At 43.4% G+C, this 14,500-nt stretch carries 3 protein-coding genes; all 3 read left to right on the top strand.

Going from position 1 to position 14,500, the window contains the following annotated elements; all coding sequences use genetic code 11:
• The first annotated feature begins 155 nt into the window (after nt 1-155).
• From LOS79_RS19460 to LOS79_RS19450, 3 genes are read left to right on the top strand one after another with little or no spacing between them, the layout of a single operon-like run.
• Nucleotides 156-6,974: a hypothetical protein gene (locus tag LOS79_RS19460; RefSeq protein ID WP_315411708.1), complete on the top strand. Its 6,819-nt coding sequence runs from the start codon at nt 156-158 to the stop codon at nt 6,972-6,974.
• A gap of 3 nt (nt 6,975-6,977) precedes the next feature.
• Nucleotides 6,978-12,668 (top strand): dockerin type I domain-containing protein, encoded by a 5,691-nt coding sequence (locus LOS79_RS19455; RefSeq protein WP_315411707.1) that lies wholly within the window; start codon nt 6,978-6,980, stop codon nt 12,666-12,668.
• Nucleotides 12,665-14,278, top strand: coding sequence for an S-layer homology domain-containing protein (locus LOS79_RS19450; protein WP_315411706.1), 1,614 nt, complete (start codon nt 12,665-12,667; stop codon nt 14,276-14,278). Before LOS79_RS19455 ends, LOS79_RS19450 begins: the two co-directional genes overlap by 4 nt.
• The last annotated feature ends 222 nt before the right edge of the window (nt 14,279-14,500 follow it).

Below are 14,500 nucleotides of genomic sequence, written 5' to 3'. Positions count from 1 at the left end.
CTTTATTTTTGAAACTTAAAGTTTTCTTTACAAAGCAGCAGGGCTTCTTTCGACGATGGTATTATAGAAAAAAATGTCGAAATTTGATCATCACGGTTCATAACTGCGAATAAACTTACTGCCAAAAGTGCCAGGATAATACTAGGAGGTATTTTATGAAGAAGATTTTAAGTTTGATGCTGGTATTTTCGCTTCTCGCATCAGTAGCGCCTGTTTATGCGAATACAGCAACAGAGTACACTTATGTGTTTGGTGTGAAAACAGGAGGAAACGGAAACGGCGGAACAGGTGATGATATTTATATGGGCGTAAGTACCTATGAACCTGGAGTAAACTCTGATCATGTAGCAAATTTTGGCGGCGCTGCCGCTTGGTCTGATACACAACATACATTTAAATTACAAAATATTCCGCCTTGGAGAATGAATGAGCTCGTTTTTTGGCTTGTGGGCAGTGATGACTGGTACGGTGAGTCTGTTGTTCTGTGGCTTCCTCAAATTGGGGGGAACATAAATCCAACACAGACGAAGACCATTCCAATATATTCTTGGACAAAAGACCAGGGCAGACTCTATCGTGATATTTCAGACGTAACAAAAAGAAAATTCACAGATTTGGGTTACGTTGATGAGCATGGAGGAGAGTTCTATCTTGATGCGAATTCGTCAGGCTCTGAACGTGCAGAGTGGGACAAATATGTCAGAGATCAATATGGTCACTATGACATTATGCAGTATGAGGATGCTCCTGTTGTCAGCTATAGCGTTTCGGATGATGCTGTAGGCAGAGATTGGTTGACATTCCAGGAACCTACAAAAACAAAAACGTTTCAGATGGATATTGACCGCGCGAAACTTTACAATCAAATGGTTGCACAGGACAAAGCAGAGATTTCGCTAACCTATAGGGTGGCGCTGCTTGCCCAGTCTACCAATGCTGAAAGCCTTGGGGGAACCTTTGCCCATACAAGTTCAGGAGATCCCGAAGTTAAAACCTATTTAACAACAAAGATAGGGCAGGCGGATTACTATTATAAAGATGTAACTTATACGTTTTATCGTAGCATATATAACCTCGGCAACCCCGATATCAGTCAAACGGTTACCTATTCGCCGAGCCAGGACAACCGGTATCTAAACCGGAAATTGACAGATGTCAATATCACGGTTGAAGCGGTGTCCATTCACAAAAAAACCATGACGCAAGAAATTAAAACGGAGCTCATAACAAACTTCCAGGCAACGCCTGTGTTATATCTCGGAAACAGTACGGCAACACCGCTGGCGGACCTTACCATGACCAAACTGCAAGGCAATGACGGAAAGCCAAACGGCAAACTTCAGTTCACTGGAACAGTACCGCTGGATGTCAGTGCAGTTGAAAGTGAGGGCATAAGGCTTCAGCTTAACAACGTGTCTACATATCTAATGAAAAAAGGTCAAGCTCAGGCCTATCATTTGGAAAATCCAACTCCAGAATCACCAACATCACAAAGCTTTTATTTCTCAACTCATAAAGTGGATACACAAACGCCAACCGTAAGAGTCACCGACCAAAACGGAAATGACCTTGTGGGGGAAAATTCAATTCAAAGCAAAAGCAAAAAGATGCATGAATTCTATATGGTTTCAAGCGAAACTCTCTATCCAGAGGGGAATGCCGCCCACACCACTTTGAATCAAAACTTATTTAATTATGAGCTGTACAAGAAAACCGGTGATTCCTATGAGCCGGCTATGACCAGAATAACAAACTTTGACGGTACAGGAATCAAAACAAGTGTTACCGCACCCATTAACACTCAAGTTTTAAATGGAGTTAGCATAAAACTAAGCCCGATCGATCGGGTAGAAGGCGAATTCAAGCTTCGGCTGTATGGATGGGATCAAGCGGACAATCCGCTTGGCGGAGATGCCGGATATGCAGAAATTGAAAATATCAAAATCGATAACCAGGCTCCGCGGGTGACCATTCAAGAAACTGTACATCCGCAAGATGCGCAGCTGCGCAAAAGAAATGACTATAGCTTTGAAATGAACGATCTGGAGCAAAGCAATAACGGCTGGTCAAGGACTTATTATACCTTTATAAAAGGAATTGCGGCGCCACCTGACACTCCAATCGATCAAATTGAACCTGCATCCAAAGAAATTGCTTCCACTCAAGGGAAATGGGCATTCGTAGACTCAGAAGGAGATAGCGCAACTGCTATGCTATCCATTCCAAAAGGGGACAATTTTGAGGGGAATCTCTATTATTTCACAGTAGACTCCCTTGGGAATGATTCAAGAAACGAGCAGGTGTCAAGATACTTTAAAAAACCTGTGAGTATGTTCAATGGAAATGTTACCGACACGCTCATAACGGAGGATTCCAGTATTCCAAAGCCGGATTTTGACATCCGTTTTGACGTAAGCAATCCAAATCTTGAAACGAGTTATCGCTGGATTTCTGATCCTGGCAATGACAAAAGCTTTACACAAAACTTTAGAGTGTATGAATCGGGTCAGGATGTTGGTGCTGCTGAAAAAACTAATCTTAGTGGAACCAAAGTTCTGATGGACGGGAAATATATACTTGAATATCGTGTTAAAAATAAACAGTCCGGCAACACTGGCGAATTTTCACGAATATACACATATGACGACTATCCCCCGGTGATTAACTATACCATAGGAAGTCAGCATGATCTTTTTAAATCATCCCATCAGTTTAACGTGAAAGTGACAGACCGGAGTGGAATTGCAAGTGCCTATTACTATTTATCTAAGCCAGACTCAGATGTCAGAATTGAAAATATGCCTAACTATCCGCTGACACTGACACTTGGCAGTGACAACATAGCAGAAGTTAATCAAACCTTGACCCTGACAGGCCTTCCATCAGGTGCGTACAGCATTGTTGTTGTTGCAAAAGACCCGCATGGCAGAGAAAGCAAAAAGGTTTCCCCATACTTTGGCATGAGGTCAGGACCTGCGGTAATTGATACATTAAACCTTACTGAGCCAAAGACTTTAAACGGAATGGGTACAACAACTGACGGAAGCTATAGTGTCAATGCTGTGTTGAACGAACCGCATGCAGCATGGACTTCTGATAGCACTTCAAAATATCAAAACCCGGTATATTATGCAACAACGGACGGCATGCCAACAGATAATGGAGTTTTAGTTCCTACGTTTACAGCGAGCAACAATTCGGGCGGGAATTATGCATTTACACTTGATACACCTGTTCCGCTTCAAGAAGGTGTCAACACCATCTATCTTCAGTTTGGGCTGATCAATGTTCCTGCTGACGATAAGCCTGAGTTTTTAACAGAAGCAAGACCGATCACCATTCTTTATGACAGTCAGGCACCAAACTTTGAATTGCCGGACTATAGTACCATTCAGCCAACAAACGCAGCAGTGACAGCAAGAATAACAGCAAATGATGCTGGCACAGGAATTAGCAAGCTGACAGTTGCACCAGAGGATGCAGACAAAATCACGGTTTCTCCATATACAGACGGTGCATTCACAGTAACGGTTAGCGAGAACATTACAACCAACCTGACCCTGTCTGACGAGCTTGGAAATCGTGTTCTGGTTCCTATCTCCGTTACTAATATTGACCGGGCAGCTCCGTCTGCGCTTGCGTCAAGCAACATCGTGACCAAAGGAGCCAGACAAGATGGTGCGGTTACAGTTGAGGTTTCAGACAAGAACGATACAACAGTTTCATTTGCACTGATTCAGAACCCGACAGGCGACCATATTCTAACAGAAGCCGACTATGCGTTGTTTCATTCAAGTCCATCCGTAGAAATGCAAAGCAGTCCGGTAATCGTTAATGGCGAAGGAAACAAACAGAAAACCTACAAAATTAACTTGAAGGGGCTTAGCGGAAGCTATGCCATTGGGGTCAAAGCCGTTGACACAGCAGGAAATGTGACTGAAAAAGTGTTCTTTGACTCAAAGCTGGACCTGGTTGACGCGGCGGCATCCATTGTAAATGTCAGCGCAAACCCTGCGACAACTAAAACCACTGCAACGGTTACCGTTTATTTTAACGTTCCCGTAACCGTAATGCCTAACTCACCTGTAGAGGGCGATGTTGTGGGTAGCATGGCAAGGTCGAACCTTCTGTATACAGGACTCTTAACAACATCCGCCGACTATGTAATGGACTATGAGGTTGTTATTCAAAACAATAATCCGATCAGCCTCTATATTCAGGACGAGGTCGGAAGGGATAGTGTTCTCGAATTCACACCGGATGTTGAGTTTGTTACAGGGTTTGACATTACGGGTCATGTAGAGAAAAATGGTCAAACGATCCAAAACGGCGGATTTATATCCTATAACCAGGGCGATAAGCTGTATTATGTTGTAGTTCCAAATCCAAAGTATTCGGGACAATATTTCTTTGTTGAAAATGCAGTGTTATCCGGATTAGAGCTAAATACAGAGCTAAGTGTTCCTGACCCTTCATTTACAGAAGCAGAAGGAAAAGCTGCTTATTCAAAGCTTGTGTTTGAAGTGCTAAGAGACGGGAAAACAACAAAATCAGCTTATTTTGAGGCATATACGTTAGAAGGTATCGAAGCCGACCGGATGGAGGCTGAATATGTTGCAATTTCTGTGGTTGACGAAACCGCACCAGCTGCAAAGGTGGACTATTCAATTACGGAGTCAACTAACCAAAATGTTACCGCAACACTTTCTGTATATGACCCGGAAAGCGGGATTTTAAAACTTGAACGTTCATATGACGGCATAAGCTTTAGCCCCATTGACTCCATTGTTTCGCACACCGAAACCTTCGAGCAGAATGCAACGGTATATTTCAAAGTGACCAATAAAGCCAGAATGGAAACGATACTGCCAGTCACCGTTTCAAACATTGATAAAACGCCGATTACGCAAGACAGACACTACACGGTTGAATACACCTATGAGAACTATCTTGGAAACTGGGTTCCAATCCAAGAAGGAAAAGCCTATAGAAGGGTTATGGCAACGCTCAAGTTTACCGGAGGCGGAAAAACGCTTTCCATGACAAACAACAACGCAGCTTTCTCAAGGATTCTAACCGAGGAGGTTAACACATTCACGTTTGAGTTCAGGGATCATTCGGGCAACACAGGTGCTCATACGGTTAGCTATAAACAGTTTGACAATACCATTGGTCAAACCTCCTATGTGTTATCGAGCACGTCCAAGACAAACCAAAATATCTTTGCAACGATCACTTTATCGGATGATTCAGGTGAAATAGCATTTGCGGAGGTAAAGAAGGGCGATGTGGTGTATCCATTCAAAGGGGAACCGCTCGAAAATGAATATGTCGTTGAGCTTGACAGCTCAGGAATTTATAATGTTACAGCCTATGACTACGCCGGTAACCGTTGGACGACTCCGATCACCGTTTCTAACATTAACAAAGTAGCACCAACTGCAATCGCAAGGACCTACAGCACGCTGCCAACCACAATCACTGCACAAAGCGTGAATGTTGAGTTGACACAGTTTAGCAAAGATATCAGAACGATTACAGTCACCGGTGTAGAACTTACCGGAAGCCTTACAGCCAGCGATATCGTACATATCCCTGGTACAAAAGCCGTCCGCTTTAGAAAGAATGGTACAGTTTCCATGTTCTTTGTTGATGACTATGGCAACGAAGGACAAGAGGTGATTACAGTATCCAATATTGTATCCACGCCGCCGCAAATCAAAGCCATTGCAACATTAGCAGAAGATAAGCTGAGCGTTAATGTAACCTTTGATCAAATCCGTGACAGTGACGGCGTGCCGCTGGACATTCTTAGAAAACTGACAGATCTTACCGTTTCTTATCGCGGATATGAACATGCACTTCTGACTGAGGTGAAAGATGAAAACGGCGGTGCCCTGTCCTATAAAGATACAGTGATCAACGTTAACACTAACGGGGAGCACGTCTTTCAGGTTAGGGACCAGACAGGCATCACGCAAAAAATTCTTGTAACGGTTGAAGGAATTGAAGTTGGAGCACCAAGGGTTAAAGAAGTCCGCTGGACTTATAAATATCTCGAACAAAACCAAAGTGGTGAGTGGGTGGAAAAGGATCATCAAAACAAGATTGTTGTTGGTGTTGACACCTCTGGACAAGAAGAAGGATATGTTGTGGGAACCGACAAAAATCCGGCAACAAACCAGAATGTCAATGTCACAGTAGTCACGGATAAAGATGCTAAGTTCGTGGGCGGAAACGACCCTTGGGCACAAGAGAAGTCACTGAACTATAGAGAAAATGGACTTTATAATTTTAACCTTGAAGGAAGAACAGGGGCCTATACCTCGTATGGCGTAGACATTGGTCTAATCGACAAAACACCCCCTGAGCTAAAACTTAAAAATGGCGAAGAGCTAATCTTCATCGAAGGCATGACGCCTAAAAAAGATGCGTCCATTGCCTATGACAAGTCAAAGCTTCTTGACTTTGAAGCGTGGGATATGGTCGCAGGTAAAAAGGTCGACCTGACAAAACGGGTCACCATAAGCTATGGAGCAGGCGGGCGGGTATTTGACCCTGACAACATCTCAGCCAATGAATTTGTCCGCTCGAACCCTTACTATATCGACTATACCGTAAGAGATGATGCAGGGAATCAGACAACCATTCGCCGGACCGTCCGCCTTGTAGGTCTGTATGACACCATAGCCCTTGTTAACGGAGGGATGCCAGACAGCTCAAATGTTGCAACTGTTCTTGGGAAAAAAGTCGAAATTTCACTGAAAAACTTTTCCGGCATCTCGTATGCGCGTTATGAAAAGGGTGTTTTAACACAAGGCCAGATGAAAACAAAGGGAACTGTTCTTCAGGAGAAAAGCGGAGTGTATACCATCGATAATGTTTCGGGCGGCTGGTACACCGTATATATCCAAACGGATAAACGCGACTATTTCAACATTCATGTATATGTTTCGAATCAAGGAGGGAAATAGGCAATGACGGTCTATAGATCAATGAAACGCAGCATAGCTGCAACTCTTTTTCTAGCTATGCTTTTCACTTTTGCCAGTTTCCCTGTTCGTGCAGACGCTAGCGGTGCGGATTATTCCATTGCGAACGAATTTATGAAATATTCAATCAATTCCAAAACGGGTGGCTTTTCCATCGAAACCATTGACGGTCATCCGCAAAAAGCTTTTGACAACAACCTTCCGCTTCTTTATAGGGAAGATGAGGCAAGGAGCAATGGAACATCGTTCACAACCGTTCGTATCGACGGAAAAGATTATATTTTCGGTCAGGAATATAGCTGGTTTGGCATCGATACAAAGCTTCATGAACCTGTCGTTTCCGAGCAAAACAGGCTATTAACCATTGCATGGGACATTAAGGGCTATACCATCACACAAAAGGTGTCTATTTCGATTGATCCTAACAACTCGAGGGCTGGAAACGTTGGTATTTCCTATGATGTGAAAAATAACAATGCCACAGCCGGAACGGTGGGTATCCGGCTTCTTCTGGACAACGCGCTAGGTTCAGAAATTGATTCACCTTATGTTTTGGTTGACCCGTCGCAACCGACAATCGTTGAAACCGAATATAGCGGCGACAACCTTCCGCAGCAAATCAGATATGTTGATTCTCTTTCCGCTTCGAACAAGACGGCTTATGCCCTCTTGTCCGGCTGGAGCGGCAACAAAGACGTAAATGTTGATAAAGTGATTGTAGGTCACTGGGTTAATCTAGCAAACACAAGATACGATTATACACCGAACCCTAGCGTTGACTTTACCAATTATTCAAACAAATTTTTAGTTCCTGACACTGCAACGGCTTATTATTGGAATGAAAAATCAATTGAGCCGGGTCAGGTCAGAATTTCTGAAATGCTCTACGGGATCGGCAACTTTGCTGAACAAACCCAAAAGGAGCATGTTTCCATAGGAATCCAAACCGGAAACGTATTCCTGACTAACGACAAAAAAGCATACGAAAATAATGGTACTTTTAAAGCAAATGTAACCATTGATAACAGTGTCACAGGAGCAAAAGAACTCATAGAACCCATTGTGCGGCTTAGCCTTGATGAGGGACTTGTATTTGCAGCAACGAATACACGGGAGTACACGGTGAAGATTTCGGGCGGTCTTAACATTGGGACGGTGTTTAATATTCCCGATGTTGACATTATTGCAGAGACTCAGTCGATGATCACATCCAAACGTCTGGTCGTTTCGTTAAATGCAACAGAAATTATTGATGCCAATACCAATAAAGTGGTTGACTATAGTGCCAACACAAACATTTTGATTCCTGCAGTGGAAGGGAAGCTTCCGGAAGTTTCAATGAAGCATGTTTTCCCGTCGGCAGTGTATTATGAAGGCGACAAGAACATCACCGTTTCCGGCAATATGAAGGTTTTGACTGAGGCCCTTTCGGGAAGTGAGGGATGGAGTCTTTACCTTGTTTCATCATCCAGCGGTGAGGCTGTTTTGATTGACAAAAGAAAAATCAGTTTTATTGATGAAGGTCAAACGCTGGCGTTTTCAACGAATCAGACTATGGCTGTTGGCAAGTATGACATTGAATTTAGATTTACAAATCAGCAGCTGATCGATGCCTTCGGTACAAAAATTAAAGCGGCAGCTACAGTGGACGTCACCAATAATTTAGCGGATAGAAGTGCAAGTTACGGTATTGTTTCGCTGGTCCGGTTTACAGACGCTGCAAACAACAGACAGCTGTATGACTATATTAGTTTTGCAAACGAAGATGTAATGAAGAAATTTATATCCGGCAGCGTGAAAAAAGATGGTATTCGTAACAAAGGTATAGCCTTTGAAGAAAATAAAACAGAAATCCTCTTGACCCTTCGCGGAAAAATCAGGCTGATGGATACGGGTACAGAGAAATATTATTCTGCCAGCAGAGCCGATGGCGATATTACCATCAACAACATCCTGACCTATGACAGCAACGAAGCCCTGAAGATGACCGTTGACACTAGTGGTGCAAAGCTGGAAGGCGATGGTACCATCAAAGTGATTAACTCCATTAATATCTGGCATAATAAGTGGCATTTCGAAGCCAAAAATGGAACAAAATACAGCCTGAACCGGGAGGCTGTCTCCGAGAAGAATGCTAAGGCGCTTGAACTTCAGCTTGGAGATGCCGGTTATATGCTGCAAAATATTGCCGGGTTCTTGATCAATATTAAATATGGGATTATGACCCAGGATGATGATGATTTCGGAATTAGCTTTGGCGGGAAGATTTCATTGCCTTTAAAAGCTGCTGATCAATCAAAGGGCGAGGAGCATTATGATTATAAAGGCTCACTGACAGCGAACGTTGAAGATGTTCTCTATGGAAGTAAAGACAGCGAAATTGGTTTTGTTGGCATTAACACAACACTATCTGTAGCCCTGCCCAAAGATATATTAGGCCCGTTAGTAGGAAACGAAGCCGGTGTTAAGGCGGATATAACCATCAACACCATTGATGATATTTATAGCATCGATGCCGGTGTTTCAGTTACCATGCTGGAAGTAGAAGGGTCATTGGCACTGAAAAAGGTTCCTATTAACGCTGTTCCCAAAATGATGCTGGACAAGCTCACCTTCTTTTTAGCGCCATCCACAATGAAGGTTCCTGTGGTTGCGCCTTATGTGTTTATCACAGGCCTTGGCGGAGGCATTTCAAACCTTGCAGACACCATTGCCGGAGAACCGGCAGGCGAACTTCCGCCGCTTACCATCCATCTTCAAACGAGGCTTTTAATTAATGCGATTATTGTAGGTGACTTTAAGCTGGATGCGAAACTATCCGGTCTTGCCATTGAAGGTACCGGCCGGTTGGAAAAAGACGAAGAAGGAAGACTTCTTAATATCCGGGCAGGGATGAATGTGGAGTGGATATCGCCGTTTCAGCTAAATGCCTTTGGCGACATCAGCATTCACGCCGGTGCCATTCGTGGCGGTATCACGATAAAAATTACCGAAGATTATTTCTATGGTTATGTTTACGCAGGCCTGTTCATTCCAGACTCTATCCCGCTCGTGGGGGGCAAAGAGCTTGCGGGAGTTGAGGCAGCTGTTTCATCTGACTTTGTGGGTGCAAACTTTAAGGTCATTGGAGTTAAGCTTGGCTTTATCTATTATTGGAACGGTGACCTAAGCTTCGGCGGATCCATCGACCTGTCTTCAAGAGGAAATGCCGTTCACTATGTCCACTCGGAAGAGCTGGACGCAAACGGCGACCTTGTGCCGACCACCACGATCTATGGAACAAATATGAGAAGACTGAGTACAGAGGCCATCGCGAAAACCCGGGCCGGGAATGGGATTACAAAAGAGATTAACCCAACCACAAAGGATGCACTTCTCTTTGAAATTCCGCTTCGCGGTTTAGTCAAACCTTCGGCAGCAGAAATCATTGTCACCAATCCGAATGGAAAAAGATTGACAATGGTTGAAGACGATAACAAGGGTAACGGAAACTATCTTGTTCAATCTTTAGACGGCGCTAACTATTTGTACATTTCAGTCACTGACCCCTCTCTTATTGTTGCGGGGAACTGGTCCGTTTCAGTTACAACACCTGATGTGTATATAGACAACTTTGCAGTAAACAGTGTTGACTATATGCCGGAGCTTACAGGAATTAGTGCTTCTACTAGCACAAGTACAAGCCGTGATATTAACGTCTCCTGGACAACGGACAAGCAAAGCAAATATTCGGGTGCACTTAATGTCTATGTCACAAAAGACCCGTCAGTCATGAAAACCATCGAATCCTCTAACATTCAGGATACTTCAGCATTAATCAGTATTGGCAACCTGGAGTTGGATGGAATTGAATCAGGTTCTCATGTGTTCACACTTCCTGAGTCCTTCCCAGAAGGTAAATATCATGTGGTTGCAATGCTTGTTAATCATCAGGGGGGAATGAGCAAGAAAATCACTTCTTCAACATTCACTTTCACCAATCCGCTGCTTCCTCAAAAACCGCAATCCGTTTCTGCGGCCTATAGTGGTGACGGCTATGTGAAGGTTGAACTAACGGGAAGCGACGAAACTGCAACCCATTATCTCGTGGCGATCGAAGACGAAGATGGTATTGAGGTCGAGAATTCCTTTGGTCAATTTAAAGTGGGCAGTGACATCATTCTAAAACCATTAGAAAGCCAGACCAACCGGCCTCTATTAGAGGAAGGCAAGACTTACTTTGTTAAAGCGCAGGCGGTTAGAATTGTGGAGTCTGCTCTTAAACAGGCGGAGTATTACCGTTCAACTGAAATTGTATCATCGCCAGGCTTTGTTATGCCTTCAATGGATAAACCTCAGCTTATAGGCGTTGAAACAAACATTGACAGATCCAAAGACCGCTATTATCTAAACACTGACCAATTAGTGGCAACGTACACCTTTGACAGACCTGTTAAAATGACTTTAAACCTTAACACTGAGGATAAAAACACACCTCAAGAGTTTAAGACGGTTTGGTCATTTGAAGAAAGTCTTGAAGACGGCCAGCAGTTGATTGACTTTATAGCGGTTGCGGAAAACCGTGACACCCTCCAAGGCAGCCGGTCATCAGGGGCCATTGGATTTACTGTTGATACAAAAGCACCTGTGTTACTCCTTGACGAGGATATTCAAACCAGCCTTGACAGGGAAAACGCTGATAACACAGTCAGCAATCAAGTTGTTTTTGTCGGCGCGGACTCAAGCTACAGCTTCCATGGTCTAACAGAACCATCCGCACATGTAACGTTAGACGGTAGTTCAGACGGAATTGTGATCAGTCCGGACGGAACATTCGTTGTCAACCGTAAGGCCTCAAGTGAGGACCCGGACCAAACCCTGATGCTTAAAGCGGTTGACGATGCCGGAAACGAAACAGTTGTTCAGGTATATCTTGTGAATCGTGCTTTGTCAGAGTTCGAAAGCATTAAACTAATCTCTGACCTTGAAAGCTCCGATGAACAGCCTGATTACATCGAGCTTGGCATAGGCGGGACGACGGCGCTTTCTGTTAAAGCTCTCCGCACCGCTCACGATACTGTTGTAAAACCAGAAGACGTTGTATGGCACGTTCTATATAATCAGAACATCATCAGCCTGTCACAAGACGGGACCATTGAAGCAGTGGCTCCAGGCGAAACTGCAATTAAAGTCAGCTATAGACTTTCTGCTTTTGAAGGCCAGAATGGGGAAACGGTCTATAAAGAACTGTCAGATGTTATCAAAATTAAAGTGAAAGATCTTGGTTACCGTTATGAGGTTCGTCAAACCCAAGGGTTCTCGTTGTTCACCATATACACTGAAATAAACATGGGCAAGGCAACGGTTGTGATTAATGGCAACAAACAAACTCTTTTATATGACAGCCTTAAGAAAGCATATATTGGTGCTTCAAAAGAACTTGTCACAGGCGAGCAATTAACAGCCAAGCTTGGTTTTGAACCAACGGTGAAATCTCCTGTTCTTCTTCGTGGAGACACCGATGGCAGTGGTGCTATTGATAAAATCGACGTTTTGGCAACGTTGAAAGCTATCTTAGACAATGTCTACAACGGTTTTGGTTCTTCAGAAAATTGGATGAGAGCTGATAGAAACGGTGACGGTATTGTTGATATTGTAGATGCGCAACTCACACTAATGGAGGCACTTGAAAAATGATAAAATACCTAAAAATCATTTTGTGCATCATGCTTCTTGGGGCTGTTATACCCTCCTATGCCTATAGCGCAAACGATGCTGCAGACCTTAGTTACCGTGTGAACATCACCGTAACGGACAGCTCGGGTTCCTCAAAATCATCATTTGAAGTTGGAGAGAAAATTTTTGTTAAACTAAGTCTTTCATATACTGGTGCCGGAAGGGCGCCAGTATACGGCTTTCAAGGAAAGCTGTTGTTTGATTCTTATGTACTGGAAAACACCAGTGTGAATATGGAAAAGGACATTTCAATGAAATATTCCGATGGTGCGATCAACTATGTCTATCTTGATATGACCGCCAAGGGAAAAGAGGATTCAATACTGCGGAATATTGGAACGGCTGTATTTCAAGCTAAAAACAGCGGCACGTTCAGCATTTCTTCAAGCAGCTTCATTCTGACGAACAAAGATGCGACACACCGGTATATTGAACCGGTTGAAGCTGTGCAAATCATTGTGGGCGATGGAGTAAAGGATCCTTCAAAATCTTTATTATATGAAGATATTGTTGCTGCAAAAGCTTTGCTTGCTTCAGTTACTATTGCGGATAATCCCAAAACCATCTATTATCCGGATTATTGGTATCCGACAAAATCCGCTCAGCAATTGCGGGAGGTAATTGCCGGGGCTGAGGCTGTTTTTGATAAAAAAGATGCGCTGGCTGCGGAAATCTCAGAAGCCATCGACAAGCTTAGGATTGGCGTTTCCGATTTCGGGAATTCCAGAATTGTCGGTCCGAAACGTTGGGCTGCCCCGGCTGGAGACACCACAGTTGATAACACCAAAGTTGATCTTTTCTATTCCGTTAGTGCTTCTGTTAAAGGCGGAAACGGCAAAATTGCCGATGGCTTTGAAGTTCAAACCATTCGTGCAACAACCTCTGCCACTATCAGAATGGTTCCGGATGAAGGGTTTGAAACCGAATATATCTATGTCAACGGTGAAAAATTTATCGGCCATGACATTTACACCATTCCAGAGGTTAGCCGTGATACCCTTGTGGTTGTTACCTTTGCTAAAAAAACTCCTTTTACAGATCTTGCGCATGACGATTGGTTCTATTCTTCTGTAAGGTATGTTTACAACAAGGGGCTGTTCACCGGAACTTCTGAAACGGAATTCTCACCTTCAGGGAAAATGAGCCGTGCCATGCTGGCCACTGTAATTTATCGCATGGAAAATCAGCCAAATGTTAAATTTGTTAATGTATTCTCTGATGTTCAAAGCGGCCGCTGGTATTCAGATCCGATTATTTGGGCCAATCAAAGCAAAATTGTTAACGGGTATGATAAGGGTAAATTTGCTCCCAATGATGCCATCACCCGTGAGCAAATTGCTGTTATGCTGCATAGATACGCAAAGGGTAAAGGTTATGACCTTCATGCCGGAATTTCAAGCCTGAACTTCAAAGATGCCAATAAAATTTCAGGCTATGCCAAAGAGTCGATTACTTGGGCTGTGTCCAAGGGCATTATGAAGGGCAACACGGATTCGACTATAAATCCTTCTGGTCTTGCTACCAGAGCAGAGGTTGCCACTATGCTCGAAAGGTTTAGTGAGCTCAATTGAATTTAATATGAATACAAACCAAACTGACTTAGAACTTTTCTTTGTCGGTTTGGTTTTTTTATGTGAACTTTGATAAACTGCAAAAGCTGAAAAAATGGAAAATAAAACCGATATATAGATTATTCGTGACCTTGTTCTACAAAGAATTGGAGGGCAGGAATGTCAGCTCAAAAAATGGTGTTTGATGTTGATGAAACCCGGTGTCTGCAGGCGAAAATAAAA

The sequence above is a fragment of the Paenibacillus sp. MMS20-IR301 genome (assembly GCF_032302195.1).
Lineage (GTDB): Bacteria > Bacillota > Bacilli > Paenibacillales > Paenibacillaceae > Paenibacillus_AQ.
This window is presented reverse-complemented; position numbering and strand designations above follow the sequence as displayed.

Bases quoted from the DNA above. Each gene is read 5' to 3' on its own strand.
- LOS79_RS19455 (WP_315411707.1), top strand. From the start codon at position 6,978: ATGACGGTCTATAGATCAATGAAACGCAGCATAGCTGCAACTCTTTTT.
- LOS79_RS19460 (WP_315411708.1), top strand. From the start codon at position 156: ATGAAGAAGATTTTAAGTTTGATGCTGGTATTTTCGCTTCTCGCATCA.
- LOS79_RS19450 (WP_315411706.1), top strand. From the start codon at position 12,665: ATGATAAAATACCTAAAAATCATTTTGTGCATCATGCTTCTTGGGGCT.